This is a genomic window from Streptomyces sp. NPDC001914, assembly GCF_042891215.1.
Taxonomy (GTDB): Bacteria; Actinomycetota; Actinomycetes; order Streptomycetales; family Streptomycetaceae; genus Streptomyces.
This window is the reverse complement of record NZ_JBIASW010000003.1, coordinates 254,319-278,496: the sequence shown is the minus strand read 5'-3', so window position 1 is coordinate 278,496 and position 24,178 is coordinate 254,319. Positions and strand designations below refer to the sequence as shown.

At 72.4% G+C, this 24,178-nt stretch carries 17 protein-coding genes and 1 pseudogene; 9 read left to right on the top strand and 9 right to left on the bottom strand.

Features of this window, described 5'->3' with window-relative positions:
- Nucleotides 1–92: 92 nt before the first annotated feature.
- Nucleotides 93–1,013: a hypothetical protein gene (locus ACFYYF_RS10500; protein WP_361680998.1), complete on the top strand. Its 921-nt coding sequence runs from the start codon at nt 93–95 to the stop codon at nt 1,011–1,013.
- Nucleotides 1,014–1,146: 133 nt separating this feature from the next.
- Here the strand turns inward: ACFYYF_RS10500 and ACFYYF_RS10495 are convergent, their stop codons facing one another.
- Together ACFYYF_RS10495 and ACFYYF_RS10490 are read right to left on the bottom strand one after the other, a co-directional pair.
- Nucleotides 1,147–2,193 carry a lactonase family protein gene (locus ACFYYF_RS10495; RefSeq protein WP_388773487.1) on the bottom strand — a complete coding sequence of 349 codons (1,047 nt, stop codon included), beginning with the start codon at nt 2,191–2,193 and terminating at the stop codon, nt 1,147–1,149.
- A gap of 471 nt (nt 2,194–2,664) precedes the next feature.
- Complete coding sequence (locus ACFYYF_RS10490) at nt 2,665–4,167, bottom strand: FUSC family protein (protein WP_388773484.1); 1,503 nt, start codon at nt 4,165–4,167, stop codon at nt 2,665–2,667.
- A 240-nt stretch (nt 4,168–4,407) separates the two neighbouring features.
- Here ACFYYF_RS10490 and ACFYYF_RS10485 point away from each other — a divergent pair, with 240 nt between their 5' ends.
- Nucleotides 4,408–4,884: an Lrp/AsnC family transcriptional regulator gene (locus ACFYYF_RS10485; protein WP_361681007.1), complete on the top strand. Its 477-nt coding sequence runs from the start codon at nt 4,408–4,410 to the stop codon at nt 4,882–4,884.
- Nucleotides 4,885–5,270: 386 nt separating this feature from the next.
- Nucleotides 5,271–5,849 (top strand): TetR/AcrR family transcriptional regulator, encoded by a 579-nt coding sequence (locus tag ACFYYF_RS10480; protein WP_388774346.1) that lies wholly within the window; start codon nt 5,271–5,273, stop codon nt 5,847–5,849.
- A gap of 60 nt (nt 5,850–5,909) precedes the next feature.
- Here ACFYYF_RS10480 and ACFYYF_RS10475 read toward each other — a convergent pair whose 3' ends face one another.
- Both ACFYYF_RS10475 and ACFYYF_RS10470 read right to left on the bottom strand, forming a co-directional pair.
- Complete coding sequence (locus tag ACFYYF_RS10475) at nt 5,910–6,539, bottom strand: dihydrofolate reductase family protein (protein WP_388773482.1); 630 nt, start codon at nt 6,537–6,539, stop codon at nt 5,910–5,912.
- Between the two features lie 111 nt (nt 6,540–6,650).
- Nucleotides 6,651–7,712, bottom strand: a complete 1,062-nt coding sequence (locus ACFYYF_RS10470; protein WP_388774344.1) for an NAD(+)/NADH kinase — start codon at nt 7,710–7,712, stop codon at nt 6,651–6,653.
- A 659-nt stretch (nt 7,713–8,371) separates the two neighbouring features.
- Here ACFYYF_RS10470 and ACFYYF_RS10465 point away from each other — a divergent pair.
- The 3 genes from ACFYYF_RS10465 (at nt 8,372) to ACFYYF_RS10455 (ending at nt 12,986) form a co-directional block, all read left to right on the top strand.
- Nucleotides 8,372–9,052: a class I SAM-dependent DNA methyltransferase gene (locus ACFYYF_RS10465; protein WP_388773479.1), complete on the top strand. Its 681-nt coding sequence runs from the start codon at nt 8,372–8,374 to the stop codon at nt 9,050–9,052.
- 52 nt (nt 9,053–9,104) lie between these two features.
- On the top strand, nt 9,105–11,081 hold the full coding sequence (locus tag ACFYYF_RS10460) for a SpoIIE family protein phosphatase (protein ID WP_388773477.1): 1,977 nt from the start codon (nt 9,105–9,107) through the stop codon (nt 11,079–11,081).
- Nucleotides 11,082–11,396: 315 nt separating this feature from the next.
- Nucleotides 11,397–12,986 carry a multicopper oxidase family protein gene (locus ACFYYF_RS10455; protein WP_388773475.1) on the top strand — a complete coding sequence of 530 codons (1,590 nt, stop codon included), beginning with the start codon at nt 11,397–11,399 and terminating at the stop codon, nt 12,984–12,986.
- A gap of 41 nt (nt 12,987–13,027) precedes the next feature.
- On the opposite strand, the gene ACFYYF_RS10450 is transcribed toward ACFYYF_RS10455, so the two are convergent.
- The gene (locus tag ACFYYF_RS10450) at nt 13,028–13,450 is read right to left on the bottom strand and encodes a secondary thiamine-phosphate synthase enzyme YjbQ (RefSeq protein WP_361681019.1); all 423 of its coding nucleotides are present in this window, start codon (nt 13,448–13,450) and stop codon (nt 13,028–13,030) included.
- Nucleotides 13,451–13,625: 175 nt separating this feature from the next.
- Here ACFYYF_RS10450 and ACFYYF_RS10445 point away from each other — a divergent pair, with 175 nt between their 5' ends.
- A complete protein-coding gene (locus tag ACFYYF_RS10445; RefSeq protein ID WP_388773472.1) occupies nt 13,626–14,714 on the top strand; it encodes an NAD(P)-binding domain-containing protein in 1,089 nt (362 codons plus the stop codon).
- 216 nt (nt 14,715–14,930) lie between these two features.
- Here ACFYYF_RS10445 and mltG read toward each other — a convergent pair.
- A pseudogene (gene mltG / locus ACFYYF_RS10440) lies at nt 14,931–15,758 on the bottom strand (endolytic transglycosylase MltG); the annotation flags it as partial.
- A gap of 44 nt (nt 15,759–15,802) precedes the next feature.
- Complete coding sequence (locus tag ACFYYF_RS10435; protein ID WP_388773470.1) at nt 15,803–17,542, bottom strand: ABC transporter ATP-binding protein; 1,740 nt, start codon at nt 17,540–17,542, stop codon at nt 15,803–15,805.
- 192 nt (nt 17,543–17,734) lie between these two features.
- Here ACFYYF_RS10435 and ACFYYF_RS10430 point away from each other — a divergent pair, with 192 nt between their 5' ends.
- Entirely contained in the window at nt 17,735–18,190 is a 456-nt protein-coding gene (locus tag ACFYYF_RS10430; RefSeq protein ID WP_361681028.1) for a MarR family transcriptional regulator, read from the top strand.
- 383 nt (nt 18,191–18,573) lie between these two features.
- On the top strand, nt 18,574–21,519 hold the full coding sequence (locus ACFYYF_RS10425; RefSeq protein WP_388773467.1) for an FAD-binding and (Fe-S)-binding domain-containing protein: 2,946 nt from the start codon (nt 18,574–18,576) through the stop codon (nt 21,517–21,519).
- Nucleotides 21,520–21,548: 29 nt separating this feature from the next.
- Here ACFYYF_RS10425 and ACFYYF_RS10420 read toward each other — a convergent pair whose 3' ends face one another.
- On the bottom strand, nt 21,549–23,222 hold the full coding sequence (locus tag ACFYYF_RS10420) for a peptide-N4-asparagine amidase (RefSeq protein WP_388773465.1): 1,674 nt from the start codon (nt 23,220–23,222) through the stop codon (nt 21,549–21,551).
- A gap of 55 nt (nt 23,223–23,277) precedes the next feature.
- Complete coding sequence (locus ACFYYF_RS10415; RefSeq protein WP_388773463.1) at nt 23,278–24,027, bottom strand: L,D-transpeptidase family protein; 750 nt, start codon at nt 24,025–24,027, stop codon at nt 23,278–23,280.
- Nucleotides 24,028–24,178: the final 151 nt, after the last annotated feature.

The following is a 24,178-nucleotide window of genomic DNA, read 5'->3' as shown; positions in this document are numbered from 1 at the left end:
GTACGTAACTCATCAGACAAAAGCGGACGGATACCGCTCACCTGCACCCTCCCCGAACAGGGGAACCCGAGAAACCAGTAACATGCGGCGCCATGAGCTCCCCCACTGGGCCCGCGTCCGGCCTGCCAGTACGAATGCCGCGACCCCGCCAAGCCGGGCGGCACCGCCGTCCGGAACCCCTGGCGGCTCCCGAGGGCGCGCCCGCGCTCGTCCTCGCGGTGCCGGGCACCCCCAGCGCCGCCACGCGCAGCCTCGCCGAGGAGGTCGTGAGCATCGCCCGCTCCGAGCTCCCCGGCCTCGACGCCCGCATCGGTTACCTGGACGGGGACGACGAGTTCCCCACGCTGCAGTCCGTGCTGGCCCACGCCGCCGAGGAGCGCACCGCGCGCTTCGAGCAGGCCCGTGCCGCCGGTTCCGACGTCTCCGAGCCCGACGGCCCGGTCGGCATCGTTGTCCCGCTGCTCGCCGGTCCGGACAACGCCCTGCTGCGCCGGATCCGCCAGGCGGTCATGGAGAGCCGCGTCGCGGCCGAACTGACCGATGTCCTCGGTCCGCACCCGCTGCTCGCCGAGGCCCTGCACGTGCGCCTCTCCGAGGCCGGTCTGGCCCGCGCCGACCGCGCCCGGCTGTTCACCGTGGCGACCGCCGCGGACGGCATCGTGCTCGCCACCGTCGGCGGCGAGGAAGCGGTGCAGGCGGCCGGGATCACCGGCATGCTGCTCGCCGCGCGGCTCGCCGTGCCGGTCATGGCGGCGGCCCTCGACGAGGAGGGTTCCATCGCGGCCATCGCCGAGCAGCTTCGCGGCTCCGGTTCGCAGCAGCTCGCGCTCGCCCCGTACCTGATCGGTCCTGAGCTCGACGCGGGTCTGCTCGACGCGGCCGCCAAGGAGGCCGGCTGCAGCGCCGCCGAGGCCCTCGGCCCGTACCCGGCGATCGGCAAGCTCGCGCTCGCCCAGTACACGACGGCGCTGGGCATCGCGCCGCCGCAGACCCAGGGAGCGCCGGCCTTCTAGTCGGCCGCCACCTCCGCACCACCCGTACCACCCGCACACCGAAAGGGCCCGCTCCTGAGCCAGGAGGGGCCCTTTCCCATATGCCGCGGGCGTACCGGACGAGGCTCGCCAGGAGCCGACCGGGCCGGCCCGGTCAGTCGAAGACCACGCAGGACGCGGCGGGGGCCTCGACCGAGCCGCCGCGGAGCGGAACGCCGCTGTCCGGATCGACGGAGAACCAGGTCACGTCGCCGGAGCGTTCGTTGGCCGCGTACAGGAAGCGGCCCGAGGGGTCGAGCGCCAGCGCGCGGGGCCAGACGCCGCCGCAGGGCACCTCGTCGACGAGGGTGAGCCCCTCGCCTCCCGCGTCGACGGCGAGCACGGAGACGGTGTCCTGCCCCCGCACCGCGGTCCACGCGAAGCGGCCGTCGGGCGAGACGACGATGCCCGAGGGGTACGCGTCACCGTCCGGGACACCGGACAGGACCGGCGTCTCACCGACCGGCCGCAGCGAGCCCTCGGCGGCGTCCCAGCGGCAGACGGTGACGGTCGGCGCCAGCTCGTTGACGACGTATGCGTGCCCGCCCCGCGGGTGGAAGGCCAGATGGCGCGGTCCGGAGCCGGGACGCAGCGCGATCTCCCGGTGCACGCTGAGCGCCCCTTCGTCGAGGGCGCACACCCGGACCGAGTCCGTCCCGAGGTCCACGCTGACCGCCCAGCGGCCGGTGGGGTCGGGCTGCACCTGGTGGGCGTGCGGGCCCTCCTGCCGCTCCGTGTGCGGACCGGAACCGGTGTGCCGGAGCACATCGGAGGCGGCGGGCTCCAGACCCACGCCGGGGCGGACGGGTACGACGCTCACGCTTCCCGAGCCGTAGTTCGCGGCCAGGACGTGTCCGCCGAAGACGCTGAGGTGGGTGGGCCCGCTGCCGCCGGTCAGGGTCGGCGGACCGGTCAGTTCCGGCTTGTCGCCGTCCACCCGGTAGGCGGCCACCGCCCCCTCGTCGGTCTCGCTGACCGCGTACAGGACGTCGTGCGCGGGAGCGAACGCGAGATACGAGGGGTCGGGTACGTCGTCGGCCGCGCCCAGCACGGTCAGGGCGCCGGTGTCCGGGTCCACGGCCGCCGTGAGGACACCGAGGCCCCCCGCCGTCGTGAACGAGCCGATGAACGCCCGCTGTCGCCGCCTGCCGCCGTGCGCCACTTCTGGCCCCTCTCGGTCCCGCTCCCGATCCCGCGTCTTCGGGGCGACCGTAGCAGCCACGACGCTGCGGTCTAGACCAAAACGGGGCCGATTGGCCGACGGCAGGACGGGGCGGCCGGGCGGTCGGCATCGCGGGCGCGATCGGGTACGCACCCCGTACGCACGGCCGCCCGGATGCGCCAGGATGCGCCCGGATGCGCAGGAGCCACGAGCGTCGCGTGGAATCCGTACGACGGCCGCCAGGGGCACCCTGGGCGCGCACCGGACGCCTGGCCTCCGGGACCCCTCCGACGCCGCCCAGCGGGCACCGAGGGCCTCGTTGTGGATCTTCCGGACCGCGCCGGCGGAGGTCCCGGCACCCCCCGCACCCCCGCACGCCCGCACGCCCGCACGCCCGCACCCGGAAAGGGAAAAGCCCCTGGGGCGCCGGACGACGCCCCAGGGGCCGGGGGAAGAACCGTTCCGTCGGCGTCAGGCGCCGACGACGAGCCGCGAGCGGGGAACCGGACCACGCAGCGGTGTCGCCATGTCGACGAGCGCCCGCTCCAGGCCGTGCAGGTGCACGAGCGCCTGCTCCGCACCGGGGTGATGGCCGGGGACGCCGTGCTGAAGCGCGGGAGCGCCTCCCGGTACGGCGCCGACCAGGGACTCCATCGCGGTCTCGACCCGCAGGCAGGCCGCGGTGAGGCGGGCGTCGTGCGAGGCGTCCGGGTCGGCGGCGACGGCGGCGAGACCTCGTACCTCGCGGGCGCAGTCGTCCAGCAGCGCCAGGATCGCGCGGGCCCGCTCCTTGCGCTGCCGCATCGGGTTGAGCGGGTGCACCAGGGGTGCGAGGGCCATCCGTACGCGCCCCAGGAGTGCTTCGAGCTCCCCCGCGAGCGGCGCCGGGTCGGCCAGGTCGTCACCCGCGAGCCTCCGCGCCGCCGCCGAAGTGCAGCCGTGCACGGCGTGCAGGGCGCGCTCGATCCAGCGGTCGGTGACCGTGTGCGTGGTGATCGGCAGGACGAGCGCCACCGCGAGGGCGGCACCGAGCGCGCCCACCCCGGTCTCGGCGAGCCGGAGGGCGAGCAGACCCGGATGCAGGACGCCGAGCAGCCCGTAGAGCAGGCCCGCCATGACGGTGACGAAGAACATCATCCAGCTGTACGAGGGTGCGGCCGTGTAGAAGATCCCGAAGACGCTGACCGCGACGAGTACGGCGGTCGGCGCGGGCGCGCCGTGCAGCGGCACGGCGACCAGGAGCCCGGCCACGATGCCGGTGAGCGTGCCGATCACGCGCCGGAAGCCGCGGACCAGCGTCTCACCGCGCGAGGCCGTGTTGACGAAGATCCACCACGCGGTGCCGACGGCCCAGTACCAGCGGTCGTGCGAGAGCACCTGGCCCGCCGCGAGGGCGAAGGCGCAGGCCGCGGTCGCCTGGAAGGCCTGACGGGTGGCCGGACGCGCCAGCCCCCGCCCCTCCAGCGGCAGCGGCGCCGCGGGCAGGGGGCTGCGCCGCTCGATGCACCAGGCGCCGAACCGCACCGCCGAGGATGCCGAGAGCGACAGGGCGATGGCGGCGTAGAGCTGCGGGAGCTGGCCGGGCACGGCGTGCAGGAACTGGGTGGTGAAGAACATCATGAACGCGAAGATGCCGAGCGCGTGTCCGCGCGGGCCGAAGCGGCGGGCGTACACCCCGGCGAAGACCACGGCGAGCCAGGTCGCGTCCCGCAGCGTCGGCGCCCCGTGCAGGGTGGTCGCCACCGCGAGGACCGGGAATCCGGCCACGGGGAGCAGGGCGGTGGTGCCGGCCTGGCCCCGCACGGTCGGGTCGCCGACCGTGAACAGCGCGAGCAGCGCCGCGAGCCCGCCGGTGATCGAGGCGGGGAGCGAGAGTCCGGCCACCTGGCACAGGGCGACCGCGAGGCCGATGCCGAGGACCGCCCGGAGCGAGACCCGCAGCCGGAACAGTCCCGGATCCGGCGCCATGAACATCTTCTTCACCTTCGGCGGCCCGCCCCCACTTCGCAGTTCAACAGAGATCCGGCATGCGCGGCGCACATGCGAAAGGCGCCGCGGGTCCGGTACGGCTTCCTTGCCGTCCGGCGCTGCGCAGCGCCATCGATACGGACAAGGTACGCGGCGGGTCGGAACTGGCTCAACCGGCGCGGTTTCGACTGGGCCATTGGTACAGTCGAAGGAGAACATTGTCGGCCGCGAGGAGGCCAACGGACCATGCCTGTGGACGAGCTCGACACCCGCATCCTGCGGCTCCTTCTGGAGCAGCCGCGCACCAGCGTCCGTGAATACGCGCGCGTCCTCGGTGTCGCCCGCGGCACGCTCCAGGCCCGCCTCGACCGGCTGGAGCGGGACGGGGTGATCACCGGGACGGGCCCGTCGCTGTCCCCGGCGGCGCTCGGTCATCCCGTGCTCGCGTTCGTGCACATCGAGGTCACGCAGGGGCATCTGGACGACGTCGGCGACGCGCTCGCCGCCGTGCCGGAGATCATCGAGGCCTTCTCGATCACCGGGGGCGGCGATCTGATCACCCGGGTCGCGGCGCGTGACAACGCCCACCTGGAGGATGTGATCCAGGCCCTGATCAGCCTGCCCGGAGTGGTCCGCACCCGGACCGAGGTGGCCCTGCGCGAACGGGTCCCGCACCGGCTGCTGCCCCTGGTGGAGTCGATCGGACGGGCCGCGCGCGGCTGAGCGCGACGCCGGGACCACCCGTCCGGCACTCGTCCGTGGGCCATTTCGGAAGTCCCGGCCGAAGTTCCGCCGGGTGCGCCAGAATGCCGGTCGGCGAGTGGTTCCGGACACCGTGCGGAGCGGGTCGGCGACTTCGGCGGGCGGGCCCCGGGTGGGCGTGCGTCCGCGATCGCCGGCCCGGCGACGGCCTTCCGGTCGCCGAGGGCGGTCCGGTTGTGCCACGACCGGGAGGTGTCCGGCCGTACCCGACCGGGAGGTGTCCGGCCGTCGTTCCGGAGGGAGTACGCGTGCACCCCGACAAGGACGCACCCGCGGGCTCGGGGGCGCCGCCAGGTCCGAACGGCACAGGCTCGGACCCGGGAGCGCAGGCCGGTCCGGACGGTCCGGTGCGCTCGGACGCGCGGCGCAATCGCGAGCGCATCCTGGCCGTTGCCCTCGCTGAGCTGACCCGCTCCGCCGACACGCCGCTGAGCGCGATAGCCAGGAAGGCGGGGGTCGGTCAGGGGACCTTCTACCGCAACTTCCACCATCGCGAGGCCCTCATTCTGGAGATCCACCGCCACGAGGTGCGGCAGGTGACCGACGCGGCGGCGCATCTGCTGGCCACCCGGCCACCGGACCGGGCGCTGCGGGAGTGGACGGACCGGCTCGCACGGTTCGCGATGGCCAAGGCGGGCCTGACCGAAGCGCTGCGGACCACCACCGCCACACCCCGGGGCGTCCTCACGCGGCTCGACCACGGACCCCTGAGCTCTGCCGTGGCCCTCCTGCTGCGGACCAACGAGGAAGCGGGGACCATCCGGCCGGGGGTGAGCCCCGACGACTTCCTGCTCGCGGTCGCCGGGCTCTGGCACCTCGACCGCCACGGGGACTGGCAGGCGCACGCGCGCCGTCTGCTGGACCTGGTGACGGACGGCCTGCGCGTGGGTGCGCCCGGACCGGGCACTCCCACGCGGACGGACTGAACCCGCTCCCGCTCGCGTGCCGACCGACCGGGCGACCGGGCGACCAGGCGGACGGGCGGGTCAGCGGCGGACCAGCCGGACGTGCGTCGCGGCGGGCGATACGACCGTCTCGGCCACCCGGTATCCGTCGATCGCGTCCCCCAGGTCGTCGAGCAGGAGCTCTCCGCCGCCCACGAGCCGCGGGACGACGGCCATGTGCATGTCGTCGAGGAGTCCCGCCCGCAGGTACTGCCGCACGGTGGCCGCCCCGCCCCCGAGCCGGACGTCCTTGCCCTCCGCCGCCTCGAAGGCGCGGGCGAGGACCGTCTCGACGGGCTCGTCCGTGAAGTGGAAGGTCGTTCCGCCCTCCATGACGACGGAGGGCCGCAGGTGGTGCGTGTGCACGAACACGTCGTTGTGGTACGGAGGGTTGGGTCCCCACCAGCCCGTCCACGACTCGTCCTCCCACGGTCCGCGCTGAGGCCCGAACATGTTGCGGCCGATGATGGTGGCGCCGATGTTCCCCTCGCTGCGCCTCACGTACTCGACGTCGATTCCGTCCTTGCCGTCGGCCAGGTCGCGCATGGCGGCGAACATCCACTCGTGCATGGTCTCGAAGCCCTCGCCGAGCGGATGCGCGAGATCCTGCCGGGGACCGGCGGCGTAGCCGTCCACCGAGACGGTGATGTTGTGTACGCGCAGCTTGGGCATGGCCGTGCTCCTTCGGTTCGTGGGTTCCCGCTCTCACCCGTACGTCGAACGGGGCACGCGCGGATCGACAGCTCCCGGAAACTTCCGGCTGCGGGGCACGTGGCCCCGCCGTCACCGGGCCGCCGAAGGAGGCGGCAGGCGCAGTCCCGCGAGGTCCGGGGGTACGGGGTTGTCGGGGCGGAAGAACGGGGCGGGTTCTGCGTCGGCCGCCGTGGCCGGTGCGTCGGTGAGGCGGAAGCGGTCGCGCAGCCGGCCGTAGAAGTCGGTGGGGTGCAGACGGATGAGACGCACCCGTTGCGGAGCCCGGAAGACCCCGATCCAGTCACCGGGGTCGAGCACCCCGCGCAGCTGGCCGTCGATGCTGACGGCGGCCTGGCCCGAATGGGGCAGCACCCGCAGGGCGACGGGCTCGTCCGGCGCGGCGACGACGCTGCGGTTGAAGGTCATGTGCGGCGCGATCGGGGTGAACACGACCGCGTCCATGTGCGGGGAGAGCACGGGACCGCCGGCGGCGAAGCTGTAGGCGGTCGATCCGGTGGGGGTGGCGACGGCGAAGGCGTCCGCCGAGTACGAGGCCAGCCGTCGCCCGGCGAAGTAGACACCGACGCTGACCTGACGGTCCCGGGCCAGCTTCTCCAGGACGACGTCGTTCAGGGCCGCGACGTCCAGCGCCACCCCCCAGCCGTCGCCGTCCGTCGTCTCGGCTCTGACCTGCGGCGGCGGCAGGGCGGGGCCTCGTCCGTAGCAGAGCGCCTCCTCCATGCCTCCGGGGATCTCCAGGACCCGGGAGGCGCGCAGGGTCAGTGTCATCCGTTCCTCGACGGTGGCCTCGCCCTCGTGGACCGCCTGCAGCGCGCGGGTTACGTCGGCCGCGGGCACCTCCGTGAGGAAGCCGACCTTGCCGAGGTCGACGCCCAGCACGTTCGCGCCGCTCTTGACGGCGATGCGGGCGCCGCGCAGGAAGGTGCCGTCGCCGCCGAGCGTGACGACGAGGTCCGGGTTGCCGGCCGCTTCGGCTTCCGCGCGTCCGCCGCGCCGCTGGTCCTTGGCCCAGACGTCGATCTCGGTGCACCGGATGCCCCACGCGTCGCACCACTCGTGCACGGCGCGCGCGACATCGCGGGCCGCGGTCCGCCCCTGGTGGACGACCAGGCCGACGCGGTGCACGGACACGGCAACCTCCAGGTCCACACGGGTACGACCCGATCCTTCCATGAATAGGGCATTTCGGTACGGAGAGACGGACCGTCCGGCCGCGCCGGAGAGCCCGCGGAGTCGCCGGACCAGGAGAATGCGCGAGGCCGGCACCGCACCTGGAGGTGCGCAAGACGGACACCGCACTGGAGCTGCGCAAGGCAAACACCGCGCCCGGGACGCGACAGGGGACGCCGGTCCCGCCGCGCACGACGGCCCGCGGTACCGGCCGCGCGGCCCACCGCCGCGGGCCGAGGGTGCGACCCCTTCAGTGCCTCAACTCCCCCTGCGAGCGGTCGACTTCTTCATCTCTCCTGTCACGAGCGCGAGTTGTCGGGCGAGCGCCGCTCCGCCCGCCCGTCACCCCGGACGGATTCCAGCCGTGTCGGCGCCATCCCGCTACTTCAACTTGCTTCCGCTCACCGCGAGTTCGGGTGCCGTCAGCGGCAGGGCGGGACCCACCGGGACCGTTCCGCCGGTCGAACATTTTCGGACACTTGAGCACCCCGCCGAACGCTGAACGACTATCGTCTCGAATTGACGTCTCCTGAGCGACCGACAAGGCTCGGAGATCCCGTCATGACCGCTTTCATCCGTATGACGAACCACTTCGACAGCCCCCATGAAAGGTTCCTTTCGTGATCAACAGCAATCACGGGACTGATTACGAGAGCCTTCTGCTCGACCGCAAAGGCCAGGCCGAAGCCTTCGACGCCATCGGCGACCGCTACGACGAGGCGTTTCCGCACAAGGAAGGCCAGGTCACCGCGGGCGAGTGGCTGGTCGCCTCGCTGGCCGAGGGGGCTCGGGTCCTCGATCTCGGCTGCGGCACCGGGGTGCCGACCGCGCGCCAGATGGCGGACGCCGGGTTCGAGGTCGTGGGGGTCGACCTCTCCGGCGGCATGGTGGAACTCGCGAGCGGCTACGTCCCCGACGCCACGTTCCACCAGCTGGACCTCGCCGACCTGCGTCCGGGCGGTTCCCGTGACCTCGGCCGCTTCGACGCCGTCGCCGCCTTCTTCTCGCTGCTGATGCTGCCGCGCGCGGAGATCCCCCTCGCCCTGCGGACCGTCCGTCATCTGCTGGTGCCCGGGGGCCTGTTCGTCCTGTCGATGGTCGAGGCCGACGTGGACGACTTCGCGATCCCGTTCCTCGGGAACACGATCCGGGTCTCCGGCTATCTGAAGGAGGACCTCCACAAGGTCATCGAGGAGGCGGGCTTCGAGATCGTCAAGGAGACCTCGTACACGTACGCCCCGGCGGTGACCGATGTCCCGCCCGAGGAGCAGGTGTTCCTGTGCTGCCGGCGGTGTGACTGAGGAGGCGGAGTCCGAGCCGCGGACCGCGCCACCCTTCCGACGGGACAGAAGCGTGACCGAGCACCACACCCCCCAAGAGGGCACCGCCCCGCCGCAGGTCCTCCTGCCACCGGCGGTGGTGACGGACGGCCGCGTGCCGCAGACCGACCGCCTCCGGTATCTCGACGTGGCGACGCGGCGGATCGCCCGCGGGATGGATCTGGACGAGACGCTGCGGGAACTGCGGCAGGCGGCCGTGCCGGCCTTCGCGGACGCGATCTTCATCCACCTCGACGATCCGCTGCCGGTGGGCGCGGAGCGGTCGACGGGCCCCGTCGTGCTCCGCCTGCACAGCTCGGAACGGGCCTGGCCGACGGCCTTCCACCCCACCCCGCCCACGGACTCGGCCCTGGCCCCGGCCCTGGACACGGCCACGGCCACGGCCACGGCAACCAACCAAGCCACGGACGACGGCCGTTCGGCCCCTCACACCGACACGGCCCCGTACGCCGACTCGCAGCCGCACATCGACTCGGCCCCGGACGCCCCCAAGGGCCCGCACGCCGCAACGGCCGCGTACGCCGCCCAGGTCCCGGCCGCCGACCGGACTCCGCCCCCGCCGGCGCTCCCCCGCATCGCCGGGCGCGTGGAACCGGTCGGCAGCGGCCGGCTCGCGGAGCTTCTGCGGGACGGCCGCCCCGCGTTCGGTGACGCCCCCGGCAACGCGCCCGCCGTCGCCGAACTGCTCGCGGCGGGCACCGTCCCGCCGGGCGCACTGCCGCCGGGCCACCGTCTGATCATCGCGCCGCTGCACGGAAGCCATCACGTCATGGGCACGGTGGTCCTGCTCCGGAGCGCCGACCGCCCGGTCTTCACCAACGACGATCTGCTCGTCGCCTCGCAGCTCGCCACGCACACCGCGCTCGGGGTCCAGAAAGCGGTGATGTACGGCCACGAGGCCGCCGTGGCGGACACGCTCCAGCACACCATGCTGCCGTCGTCGCTGCCCGAACCCACCGGCATCCGGCTGGCCAGCCGCTATCTGCCCGCCTCCAAGACCGCCCAGGTCGGCGGCGACTGGTACGACGCGATACCCCTTCCCGGCAACCGGATCGCGCTGATCGTCGGCGACGTCATGGGCCACTCGATGACCTCCGCCGCGATCATGGGCCAGCTCCGCACCATCGTGCAGACCCTCGCCGGTCTCGACCTGCCGCCCAACGAGGTCCTGCACCATCTCGACGAGCAGGCGCAGCGGCTGGGCAGCGACCACATCGCCACCTGCCTCTACGCGATCTACGACCCGATCTCGCACCGCCTGCTGATGGCGAACGCCGGCCATCCGCCCGCCGTACTGCTCCACAAGGACGGCCGGGCCGAGGTGCTGGCGGTCCCGCCCGGCGCCCCGATCGGGGTCGGCGGTGTCGTCTTCGAGTCGGTGGAGATGGCCGCGCCGCCCGGAACGACCCTGGTGCTGTACACCGACGGACTCGTCGAGTCCCGCGACACGGACATCGGAAGCGGCGTCGAGGCGCTGCGGGTCCGTCTCCAGACCACCGCCCACGGACTGTCCTCGCTGGAGGTGCTCTGCGACCACGTGCTCGGAACCCTCGGCCCGGGAACGCGGGACGACGACATCGCCCTGCTCACCGCCCGGTTCGACGGCTTCCCGCCGGACAGCGTCGGTTACTGGTTCCTGGCCCCGCACCCGATGACCGCGGGCCAGGCGCGCCGGCTGACCCGCAGGGCCCTGCGCCGCTGGGGTCTGGACTCCCTGGCCGACCCGACGGAACTCATGGTCAGCGAGGTCGTGACGAACGCCGTGCGGTTCGCCTCCCGGCCCCTCTCGCTGCGGCTGCTGCGCACCGACGTGCTGCGCTGCGAGGTGACCGACGACTCGCCCCAGGTGCCGCGGATGCGGCAGGCCGGTTCCGGGGACGAGAGCGGCCGCGGCCTCTTCCTGGTCAATCAACTCGCCCTGCGCTGGGGCGCGACACGCGTGAGCAGCGGCAAGGTCGTCTGGTTCGAGCAGAAGATCCCGGCGAAGTAGCGGCCACGGGGCGGCACTGGGCCCGTCGCCGCTCCGCCGGCACCGCCGGGGTCGTCATTCGGCTGATTCTCGAACGATCCTGATCGACGGTTCCGGGGCACGCAGACCCGTCCGAGCTATGGTGGCGGTCCTAGCTCGCAGGAAGTGCTGACGCCCCTGATGACGGTACGAATGTTGCCCTGGGCCCGGCCCGCCGTTCCTCTCCTCACCGCGCACATAGGCCACGTCCCCACGGCTCTCCGCGTCCTTCGACGCCGGCCTGCCGTGTGCGGACCGTCCCGAACCGCCCGTCGCGCATCGAGAAGAGGACTCCCCGTGAACAGCATCAACCGTCGCACCGTCCTCGCCGGACTGGGAGCGGCAGGTACCGGCCTGCTCGCCGCCTGCGGCAACGACGCCCCCACCACTCCCGCCCTGCTCAGCCCCAACGGAGCCCGGGTCGCCGGCGTGGAGAAGAAGCGCAGCGCCACGGGCAGGGTCCAGAGCCTCAACGTGACCGCGGCGCCCGCCACGCTCGACCTGGGCGGCGGGGTGGTGGCCAAGTCCTGGGCCTTCAGCGGCCAGGTTCCCGGCAAGGAGATCCGCATCTCCGCCGGCGACACGCTCGAAGCCGAGCTGTCCAACCAGTTGCCCGACGGCACCGCGACGTCCGTCCACTGGCACGGCATCTCGCTGCGCAGCGACATGGACGGCGTACCGCCGGTCACGCAGAACCCGGTCCGGGCCGGATCCAACTTCACGTACCGTTTCGTCGCCGACAAGCCCGGCACGTACTTCTTCCACCCGCACGTGGGCGTCCAGGTCGACCGCGCCCTGTACGCGCCGCTGATCATCGAGGACCCCCGGGAGCCGCTGTCGTACGACGACGAGTGGGTCGTCGTCCTCGACGACTGGCTCGACGGCGTGACCGGCTCGCCGGAGGACGTCTTCACCGAACTCAGCCATCACATGGCCGGTATGGACATGAAGGACATGGGATCGGGCCGGCCGGCGTCCTCGGCTCACCCGTCCCCGTCCGCCCCGGCGTCCCCGTCCGCCTCCGTCTCCGCCGGTGAGGACGCCACGACGCGGTTCAGGCTCCGTACCTCCGCCAGCCCCCTGCTCGGCCGTGACGCCGGGGACGTGAAGTACCCGTACCACCTGATCAACGGGCGCGTCCCGACCGACCCGGCCCTCTACAGCGGCACGCCGGGCAGGCGGGTCCGCCTCAGGATCATCAACGCGGGCGCCGACACCGCGTACCGGGTGGCTCTCGGCGGCCACAAACTGACGATCACCCACACCGACGGCTTCCCCGTCGAGCACGAGGAGGTCGACGCCCTGCTGGTCGCCATGGGCGAGCGGTACGACGTACTGGTCACCCTCGGCGACGGCGTCTTCCCGCTCGTCGCGCTGGCCGAGGGCAAGGACGTCTCCGGCATGGCCCTCGTGCGGACCGGCTCGGGAGGCCTGCCGGACCCGGCCGTTCGTCCGCGCGAGCTGGACGGCCGCATCGTGACCGCCGGGCAGTTGAGCGCGAGCGACGGGGCCCGGCTGGCGGCGAAGGACCCCGACCAGGTGATCCGCGTAAGGCTCACCGGCAGCATGGGCACGTACGACTGGGCCATCAACGGCAAGCGGTTCGACATGGCCGCCCCGACCGCCAACCCGCTGCTGGTCGAGGAGGGCCAGCGGGTCCGGCTCGACTTCATCAACGCCACCGGCATGTGGCACCCGATGCACCTGCACGGCCACACGTACCAACTCGGCGCCACCGGCCCGCGCAAGGACACGACGATCGTGCTGCCGAAGTCGAAGCTGTCCGTCGTCTTCGACGCCGACAACCCCGGGCAGTGGATGCTGCACTGCCACAACGCCTACCACAGCGAGGCCGGGATGATGGCGCTCCTGGCCTACGGAGCCTGAGCCTACGGAGCCTGAGCCGACGGAGCGTCAGGGCCGTGCGCTCAGCCGAGGAAGCTCAGTCGCACCTGGCGGTGCGGGTTGTCCCGGTTGGTGTCCACGAGGCACACCGACTGCCAGGTCCCCAGTTCCAGAGCCCCGTCCACCACGGGCAGGGTCGCGTGCGGCGGGACGATGGCGGGGAGGACGTGGTCGCGGCCGTGCCCGGGGCTGCCGTGGCGGTGCTGCCAGCGGTCGTCCGCGGGAAGCAGGGAGTGCAGCGCGGTCAGGAGATCGTCGTCACTGCCGGCGCCGGTCTCGATGATGGCGATTCCGGCGGTGGCGTGCGGGACGAAGACGTTCAGGAGACCGTCGCGGCCCGCCGCGGCCTCACGGAGGAAGGCCTCGCAGTAGCGGGTGAGGTCGACGACCGTCTCCGACGAACCGGAGGAGATGTTCAGGACCTGCGTGGTGAAGGCATCGGACATGCCTCAATCCTCCCCCATCCGCGGTCGCCCGGCCCGTGACGACAAGGCCGGCGGCCTGTCGCGGACGACCGGCCGCCGACGGCCTCCGGCACGGTTCGTCCGTCGGGTGGCTCATAGTGAGGTGCCCGACGCGGCGGACGGGAAGATCCGGGGGCCCGGTCCGGTTCGTAGAAGCGTGAACAACAGCGGTGTGCGTGCGCGCGAGGTCGATGTGGTCGTCGTCGGAGCCGGTCAGGCCGGCCTGGCCGCCGCCTACCACCTGCGGCGCACCGGCTTCGAACCGGACCGGGACTTCGTCGTGCTCGACCACGCACCGCACCCGGGCGGGGCCTGGCAGTTCCGCTGGCCGTCGCTGACGTACGGCAAGGTGCACGGGATGCACTCCCTGCCCGGCATGGACCTCACGGACGCCGACCCGGCCCGTCCGTCCTCCGAGGTGATCTCGGAGTACTTCGCCACGTACGAGAAGACCTTCGACCTGCGGGTGCACAGGCCGGTCGACGTCAGGTCGGTCCGGGAGGGAACCGGCGGGCGGCTGCTCGTGGAGGCGGGCGGCACCACGTGGTCGACGCGGGCGCTGATCAACGCGACGGGGACCTGGGACCGCCCGTTCTGGCCCCGCTACCCCGGCCAGGAGACCTTCCGCGGGCGGCAGTTGCACACGGCGCACTACCCGGGGCCCGAGTGGTTCGCCGGTAAGCGTGTGGTCGTCGTGGGCGGTGGCGCCTCCGGGACCCAGCATCTGATGGAGATCGCCGCTCACGCGGCCGGGACCACCTGGGTCACCCGGCGTCCGCCGGTCTTCCGCGAGGGGCCGTTCACCGAGGAGTTCGGGCGGGCCGCCGTCGCTCTCGTCGAGGAGCGGGTCCGGCAGGGGCTGCCGCCGAAGAGCGTGGTCTCGGTCACCGGGCTGCCGCTGAACGACGCGATCCGCCAGGCGCTGGCCGACGGGGTGCTGGACCGCCGCCCGATGTTCGACCGGATCACCCCGGACGGCGTGGAGTGGGCGGACGGGACGCGCGTGGACGCGGACGTGATCCTGTGGGCGACCGGGTTCCGGGCCGCCATCGACCATCTGGCGCCGCTGCGGCTGCGCGAGGCGGGCGGCGGCATCCGGGTCGAGGGAACGCGCGCGGTCGCCGACCCGCGGATCCACCTGGTCGGCTACGGGCCCTCCGCGAGCACCATCGGCGCCAACCGGGCCGGGCGGGCGGCCGTACGGGACATCAGGCGGTTGCTGGCGGACGCGCCGGTCGCCGTGTGATGCCCCGTACGCCTGTCAGTTCGTGGGAACGGCCGTGGGAACGGCCGTGGGAACGGCCGTGGGGGTCACGGCAGCGGTGGCCTCGGACGACACCTGCGGTGTGGTGGCGGGCGTGATCGTCGGTGTGACCGCGGGAGAGGCCGCGGGCGGGACCGAGGAGGACGCCGGCGACGTGACGGCGGGAGACGCCGCCGGAGAAGAAGTGGACGAGGCCGTGGGGGACCCGCTCCCGTAGTGGCGCCGGTTGAACTCGGCCACGTTGCGCTGGTGTTCCTCGTAGCTGGCCGTGAAGCGCGTGTCGCCCGGCTTGACCGTGACGAAGTACAGCCAGTCGCCCGCGGGCGGGTTGACGGCGACACGCATCGCCTTCTCGCCCGGGTTGGCGATCGGCGTGGGCGGCAGGCCCATGCGCCGGTACGAGTTGTACGGGCTGTCGAGCCTCGTGTCCGCCTCGCTGGTGCTCAGGGTGGAGCGGTTCAGCGCGTAGTTGAGGGTGGCGTCCATCTGCAGCGGCATGCCGCGCGCCAGGCGGTTGTAGACGACCCGGGCGACCTTGCCCATGTCCGCCTCGGTCGCCGCCTCCGCCTGCACGATGCTCGCGACGGTGACCGCCTGATAGACGTTCATCGCGTTGCGCTGCGCGCCCGCGGAGATCGGCGCCCCGTTGAACTTCTTGTTCGCGGTGTCGACCATGAACCTCAGCAGGGACTCCGGAGTCGCCTTCTCGCCGATCGGATAGGTCGCCGGGAAGAGATAGCCCTCGGGGTTGCCCCTGGCGTCGTTCGGAAGCTTGAGATGAGCTTTGGCCAGGGACTTCTTGGTGGTTCCCGCGGGAACCCGGAGGGCCTTGTCGACGGCCGCGTAGATCTGTCCGGAGCGCCAGCCCTCGGGAACGACGAGAGACGCCGGGCGGGCGTCGTCCTCCATGGTCAGCAGCGGCACCGCCACGGCGGTTGCCGCCACGACGGCGCCGGTCGCGATGAGGGCGGCCCGCCCCCGGCGCGTCAGTCGGATCGTGCTCCGTGGCGGAGTGTTCGTCTGCATAACGGGCACGGTAGCGCTCTAGTGCCCACAAACCCGGCATATCGTCATCTTGTCGGCTCCAGTTGGGCGTCCCGGTGGACGAGAGCGGCGTAGCGCCCTCCTTCCGCCAGGAGTTCCTCGTGCGTACCGCGCTCGACCGCGCGGCCCGAGTCGAGGACGACGATCTGGTCGGCGCTCCGGATCGTGGACAGTCGGTGCGCGATGGTGAGCGTGGTGCGGTTGGCCGACAGGGCGTCGATGGCCTCCTGGACGGCGTGCTCCGTGCGGGTGTCCAGTGCGCTGGTCGCCTCGTCCAGGACGAGCACGGGAGGGTCGCGCAGGATCGTGCGGGCGATGGCGAGGCGTTGCTTCTCGCCGCCGGAGAACCGGTGGCCGCGTTCGCCGACGACCGTGTCGTACCCGTCGGGCAGCGACGCTATGTGGTCGTGGATCTGGGCCGCCCGCGCCGCCGCGTGCAGTTCCTCCTCGGTGGCGTCCGGCTTGGCGAAGCGCAGGTTCTCGGCGACCGAGGCGTGGAAGAGGTACGTCTCCTGGGAGACGACGCCGACCGCGCGCGCGAGGGTGTCGAAGTCGAGGTCCCGGACGTCGACCCCGTCGAGGGTCACCCGTCCGCCCGTGACGTCGTACAGCCGGGGTACCAGATAGCTGAGCGTCGACTTGCCGGAGCCGGTCGGACCGACGACGGCGAGGCTGCCGCCGGCCGGGACGGTGATATCGATGCCGTCGAGGATCGGGGCGCCCTTGTCGTCGTAGCGGAACTCGACGTCCTCGAAGCGGATCTCGCCCTTGACCTGGTCGAGGTGGACGGGGTTCTCGGGCTCGGTGATGTCGATCGGCAGGTCGAGGTACTCGAAGATGCGTTGGAACAGCGCGAGCGAGGTCTGGATCTGGACACCGGTGGACAGCAGGCTGACCGTCGGCCGGAACAGGCCCTGCTGGAGCGAGACGAAGGCGACGAGCGTGCCGATCGATATGGAGGGCCCGCCGAGCTGAAGGGCCACGCCGGCGGTCCAGTAGATGAAGGCGGGCATGCCGGCCATGACGATGCCGATGACGGACATGCGCCAGCGCCCGGCCATGTTCGACCTCACCTCGAGGTCGACGAGACCTTCGGACTCCTCCGCGAAGGACTTCGTCAGCGAGTCGGCCCGGCCCATGGTGCGCCCGAGCAGGATGCCGCTGACGGAGAGCGATTCGGTGACGGTGGCGGCCATCGCCGCCATCTGCTTCTGGCGCTGGGTGGTGATCTTCTTGCGTTCGTCGCCGACCCGGCGGCTGATCCACACGAAGGCCGGCAGCAGAAGCAGGGAGACGACGGTGAGCCGCCAGTCCAGGGCCACCATCGCGACGATCGTGGCGACCACGCTCGTGAGGTTGGAGACCAGCGAGGTGGCGGTGGACGTGACGGTCGCCTGCATGCCGCCGATGTCGTTGGCGATGCGGGACTGGACCTCGCCCGTGCGGGTCCTGGTGAAGAAGGCGAGCGACATGCGCTGGAGACGGCCGTAGACCGCCGTGCGCAGGTCGTGCATCACGCGCTGGCCGACGGTGGTGGAGATCAGCGTCTGCAGGACGCCGAAGACACCGCTCAGGACGGCGCTCGCGATCATGCCGAGCGCGAGGAGGGTCAGCAGGCCCGTACGCCCTTGGGGGATCGCGGTGTCGAGGATCGCCTTCAGCAGGAAGGGCGTGGCGACACCCACGAGGGAGGCGGCGCCGACCAGCAGGCCGACGATCGCGAGGCGGCCGCGGTAGGGCCGGAAGAGACTCAGGATGCGGCGCACCTGCCGTGGCTGTTGCCTGTCGACAGGTGGCGGGCTCCAGGTGGAATGTTCGGGGCGCAATGGACTCCTAGGGAGACGCGTGGACAGGGATGCCGATGACGCCAAGGACATCGGCGAGGGTCCGACGACTGACGGACCCCAGCTCATTGTTACCTATACTCACAATGAACGGCATCCTGATATTGTTCCCGCATGACCACCCCCGATGCCGACGGCCTGCTCGCCGAGCAGTTGCTGCGTCTGACGCGACGCGTGCACCGCATCCAGAAGCGCCATCTGGAGCAGCGCGAGCTGGGCATCACCCCTGCCCAGTCCCGGCTCCTGCGGACCCTCGCGCACTACGCCTCACCACCCCGAATGGCCGATCTCGCGGAGCGCCTCGAAGTCGTGCCGCGCGCTGTCACCACGCTGGTCGACGGCCTGGAGACGAGCGGCAAGGTACGCCGGGTGCCCGATCCCACCAACCGCCGGGTGATCCGCATCGAGGTCACGGACGAGGGACGCAAGGCGCTGCGCGAACTGCGCGCCGCGCGCCGCGGCGCCGCGGAGGAGATCCTGGCTCCATTGACGGACGAGCAGCGCGAGGTGCTCGGCGGGCTGCTGGACACCTTGGTGGACGGCATGCCGAGGGTGGACCACCGGTGCTGAGCGGGTTCGGGGCGGTGCGGCGCCGCTGAGGCGACTCAGGGCGGAGCGGACGCTTCCGGGCCGGCGGGGCACGGCCACCCGTGCCGGACACTCTCACCGGACAGGTCCGGCACGGCCACCGGGCCGGCCGGACAAGGCCGGTGGGGCGGTCGGGGACGGCCGGTGAGGCGGTCGGGCACGGTCGCCGAGCCGACCGGACACGGCCAGTGAGCACGTCGGGCACGGTCACCCAACTGGCCGGGCACGGGCAGTGAGGCGGTCGGGCACGGTCGCCGAGCCGGCCGTACACGGCCAGTGAGTGCGTCCGGCACGGTCACCCAGCCGGCCGGGCACGGCACATCACGCCGCCGTCGGTCAGCCGAGCAGCCGAGGAGTGGTCCGCGATGCCCCTGCTGGAGCCCGACCCCGACACACTGCGTCCCGGCGCGCGCCCGGACGCCCCGGCGGCCGACCGGGTCCCGGAGGACCGGGCCGGGGGGACTCCCGAGCCCCTGCGCGGCGACCTGATCGCCCTGCTCGGCGCCGACAAGGTGCTGACCGGGATCTCCGACCTCGTGCGCTACGCCTCCGATGCCAGCCCCTACCGTTTCGTGCCGCGGGTCGTCGTGGTCCCCGGGGACGTCGACGACGTCTCGGCCGTGCTCTCGTACGCCCACGGCAAGGGCCGCGAGGTGGTGTTCCGGGCGGCCGGGACCTCGCTCAACGGCCAGGCGCAGGGCGAGGACATCCTCGTCGACGTCCGCCGGCACTGGACGGGCGTCGAGGTCCTCGACGGCGGGGCTCGTGCCCGGATCGCTCCGGGCACGACCGTCGCCCGCGTGAACGCCGCCCTCGCCCGGCACGGCCGCGTGCTCGGCCCCGACCCGGCGAGCGCGATCGCCTGCACGGTCGGCGGCGTGGTCGCGAACAACGCCTCCGGCATGACGGCGGGCACCACCCGCAACAGCTACGTCACGCTCGCCTCGCTCACGTTCGTCCTGCCGTCGGGCACGGTCGTGGACACCGCGGAGCCGGACGCCGACGAGCGGCTGGCGCTGGCGGAGCCGGCCCTGTGCGCCGGGATCATGGAACTCAAGGCCGAGATCGAGGCGGACGCCGGGCTGGTCGACCGCATCCGCGCCAAGTACGCGATCAAGAACACCAACGGCTACCGTCTGGACGCCTTCCTCGACGGCTCGACGCCCGTCGCGATCCTGCGCGGTCTGATGGTCGGCTCGCAAGGCACGTTCGGCTTCATCTCGGAGGTCGTCTTCGACACCCTGCCGCTGGACCGCAGGGTCTCCGCGGCCCTGCTCTTCTTCGGCTCGCTGCCGGCCGCGGCGGCCGCCGTGCCCCTGTTCACCGCGGCGGGCGCCTCGGCCGTCGAGCTGATGGACGGCAACACGCTGCGTGCCTCGGTCGCCGTCGAGGGCGTCCCCGGGGACTGGGCCGAGCTGCCGGGCCCGACGACCGCCCTGCTCGTCGAGTTCCGCGCGCCGGACGAGGCGGCACAGGCGGTGTACGAGGAGCGGGCCCGTGCGGTGCTGGAGGGGCTTCCCCTGGTGTCGCCCGTGCCCTCGGTCACGAACTCCCTCACCCGCGACCAGGGGACCGTCGCCGGCTACTGGAAGGCCCGCAAGGCGTTCGTGACGGCGGTCGGCGGCGCTCGTCCGTCCGGTACGACGCTGATCACGGAGGACTTCGCGGTACCGCCCGAACGGCTCGCCGAGGCCTGCGAGGCGCTGCTGGAACTCCAGACGCGGCACGGCTTCGACGCCGCCGTCGCGGGCCACGCGGCCCACGGCAACCTGCACTTCCTGCTGGCCTTCGACGCCTCCTTGCCCGCGGACGTGGAGCGCTACGCGGCCTTCATGGACGCGTTCTGCCGGCTCGCCGTCGAACGCTTCGACGGCTCGCTCAAGGCCGAGCACGCCACCGGGCGCAACATCGCCCCGTTCCTGGAGCTCGAATGGGGCCCCCGGGCCACGGAGTTGATGTGGCGCACGAAACGGCTGATCGACCCGGACGGCGTGCTCGCTCCGCGCATCGTGCTCGACCGCGATCCGCGTGCGCACGTACGGGGCCTGAAGACGATCCCGCGCATCGAGGCGATCGCCGACCCGTGCATCGAGTGCGGCTTCTGCGAACCGACCTGCCCAAGCCGGGACGTGACGACGACCCCGCGCCAGCGGATCGTGCTGCGCCGCGAGTCGATGCGCCAGCCCGACGGCTCGCCGGTCGAGAACGAGCTCCTGGAGGCGTACGGATACGACGCCGTGGACACCTGCGCGGGCGACTCGACCTGCAAGCTGGCCTGCCCGGTCGGCATCGACACGGGCGCCCTGATGAAGACCTTCCGGCACGCCCGGCACACACCGCGAGAGGAGAGGGCCGCCGCGCTGGCCGCGCGGCACTTCCGGGTGCTCGAGACCTCGGCCCGGCTGGCCGTCGCCGCCGCGGACCGGATCGGCGACCGGCGGGTGAACGCGGTGACGCGGGCGCTGCGCAGGGCCGTGCGCCCCGATCTCGTGCCCGAGTGGCTGCCGAGCATGCCCGGAGCCGCCCCCTCCGTGATGCCCTTCACCGCGCGCGTGGGTGCTGTCGCCGTCTACTACCCGGCCTGCGTCAACCGCATCTTCGGGAGCCCGGGAGACGTGTCCCTGGCGCGGGCCGTCGTCGCGGTCTCCGCGCGCGCGGGAAAGCCGGTGTGGATTCCGGACGATGTGCGCGGGACGTGCTGCGCGACGATCTGGCACTCCAAGGGGTACGACTCCGGCAACGCCGTGATGGCCAACCGCGTCGTCGAGGCGGCCTGGGGCTGGACCGCCGGCGGCAGACTGCCGCTCGTCGTGGACGCCTCGTCCTGCACGCTCGGCATCGCGCGCGAGGTCGTACCGTATCTGACGCCGGACAACCGGGAGTTGCACGCCGGACTGAGGGTCGTCGACTCCGTGGTGTGGGCGGCGGAGGAACTGCTCCCCCACCTCACCGTGCGCCGCACTCTCGGCTCCGCGGTCCTGCATCCGACCTGCTCCATGCGGCACTTGGGCGACGAGGCCGAGCTGCGCGCGGTGGCCGACGCGTGTGCGGACGAGGTGGTGGTGCCCGACGACGCCGGGTGCTGCGCCTTCGCGGGCGACCGCGGCATGCTCCACAGGGAACTCACCGAGTCGGCGACCCGCGCGGAGGCGTCGTACGTGACCTCCCGCGACTTCGACGCGCATCTGTCGGCCAACCGCATGTGCGAGGTGGGCATAGATCACGCGACGGGCCGCGCCTACCGCTCCGCCCTGCTGGCGCTGGAGCACGCGACCCGCCCCGGTGCCGGGCCGGCCGGCCAGTCTCCCTGACCGGGCCGGCCCTCTGGCTGCGGCCGGACTCAGCAGCGCGCGCGGTCCTGTGTGAGCGTCCCCTGCACGGTGACCAGGGTGCGGTCGTAGCAGCCGGCCGAACCGTGGCGCCGATAGCGCTCGCTCGTCGTGGCGACCGCGTGACGCTGGTCGCGCGGCACACCGGTCGTGTAGGCCGCGTCGCCGGTGTAGGTGTCGTCGAGCCGTGACCAGGTGATGGGCCGGCCGCCCGACTCCTCGGTCACGGTGGCCCGGTCGCCGAGCGTCAGCACGGTCCGCAGCCGGTCGTCCGCCCCGAGGGTCGTCGTTCCGTCCATCGTGTACGTGCGCCGGGTGCGGGTCGTCGTGGCGGGTCCTGGTCCGTCGACGGTCACCACCTCGTCGTCGGTCCAGGTCGCCTCGAGGCCGTCCGTGTTCTCGCCTTCCGTCCATCGGTGCGTGGAGGTGTTGGCGAGACGGCTGCGGACCGTCGTCAGGACCCGGCCGTGCGAGGTGTCGAGATACCCGGCGACCGTCAGCCGGTGCCCGCCCGTGGCGTCGACGCGGTTCTGCGAACCGGGTGTGTACGTGGCCGAGTCGGCGAGGTCGCCCGCCTCCGCCCGCACGAGCGCACCACTGACATGGGCGCTCCGCGCGTCCTGCCGCACCAGCACGTTGACGGGCAGGCTCCAGCCGGTCTGTCCCTCGGGAACGCCCACGACGGAGACGTCGATCCGGTGCGGGCGACCGTCGTTGAGGAGTCCGGCGAACGGGGTCAGGTCGTACTCGACGGGTCTGACCGCGAAGGCCCGGGGCGCCGGAATCACGTACCAGAGGAAGGGGTTGGACCAGCCGCCGGTCCACACGGTCGGGAACGGCTCCGCGATGCCGGCGAGCCGGCCGTCGACCTTGATCTGCACCTCGCGGTAGGGGCCGTCGCCCGCCTTGCAGGAGTACGGTGCCGCGTCCGGGACCGTCAGGTACCAGACCTCCTCGCAGCCGCCGCCGGACCCGGTCGCGTACACCTCGGCGATCACGCGCTCGCTGTTGCGCGGGGTCGTCAGGGTGCCGTCCTTGAGGGTCAGGACACGGTCGGGGGTCACGGCGGGCGGCCCGCCCACGGAGAACGTCAGCGTGGCCTTGACGTCGAGCACGCCGGTGTACGTGTCGTCGACGACGTTCCCGATCAGCATCTCGACGTCCTGGCTCCGCCGGAACGTGTCGCTGTAGCGCGTCACATCCGTCTCGACGGACCACTCGATCCCGTCGGGCGACGGCTCGGGCGTGGACGTACGGAGAATCTCCACCCCTCCGACGTGCACATAGCCCAGACGGTCGAACTGCCGCCCCTTGACCTTGCCTTCGAGCCGGAGCACGACCTTGCTCCAGCGGTCGCCGCAGCCGGGCGGCGGGGTGTACGTGCCCCTGTAGGGCGTGAAGTCGCGGAACTGCGCCTCGGCGAGCGTCACTTCACAGGACTTCGCGGACGGTCCTTCGACGGGCGGGGCGGCGGTGACGGGGTCGTGCCAGTCGCTGCCGAACTCGGCGGGCACGTCGGCCGATCGGGCGGCGGGCGCGGCCGATCGGGAGGCGGGCGCGGTGGAGGCCGCGGACGGACGATCGGCGACGGACGCAGTGGCCGCCGGAGTTGGGCCCGCCCCGAGAAGTGTGCTCGCCGCTAACAGCACTCCAGCGAGCATGGACATGATGACCGGTCTACTCATGTGCGGTGTTCTACGGGGCTGCCGAGCCGTCCGCAATGGCGCACCGACGCCCCGGCTAGGCCTTCAGGTTGGCCTTGTCCCCCATCACCACCACGGGGTGCTGTTCCGGGTCGAGGGTGCGCAGAAGGTACTCCATGCCCTCCTTGGGCAGGCTCACGCAGGCCGACGTGCCGCTGCCGTGGTCCATGTGCAACCAGATGCCGCCGCCCTTCTCGTCGCCCCAGGGCCGGGTCGGATCGTCCGGCGGATTGCCCTCCAGACGATTGTAGTCGATCGCGATGACGTAGTCGAAGTCGTGCCAGTACGCCTCGGGCCAGTCGTGCGGGGCCTGGTACGTCTCCGACTGGTCGTAGGGCAGGAGGGAGCCCGGGTCGTCGAGCACCCCACCGGCGTCGCTGAGCGTGAACACACCGACGGGACTGCGTTTGTCGTCCTCGTGATGGTCGGTGGTCCAGCCCTTCTTCCCGTTGTGCGCGACCCAGCTGCTCGTCTTCTCCCAGGCCGTACCGGACTTCGTGTACAGCACGGCCGTGGAGTCCGCGGAGTCCTTGCTCTCGCCGTAGACCGCGAGGACCTGCCGGGAGTCCGACGGGATCTGCCGCTGGAGCCGGTCCCCCACGTCGGGGATGCGTGTCGGGTCGGCCACCGGCGCACTCGTCCGGGCGACCTGGCCGCGGGGCCCCGAATGGCCCTTCGCACCGCTGGCGCCTCCGCCGTCCGAGCCGCCGCAGGCCGAGAGAGCGACCACGACGGCCCCGCAGACCAAGGCCGCGAGCCCCGTACGCATCGCACCGTTCTTTCGCATGCCGTCCATCCTCGCATCACGTATCGGGCGAAACGCCCTTCTCTCCCGTACCGGCCAGTCGCGCCCGTCGCGGTCCGGTTCCCTGCGGCGGGACGTAAAACCGTTTGCTTTCGACCACGCTGCGACGCGAACCTGTCACGGTTTGCTGCCG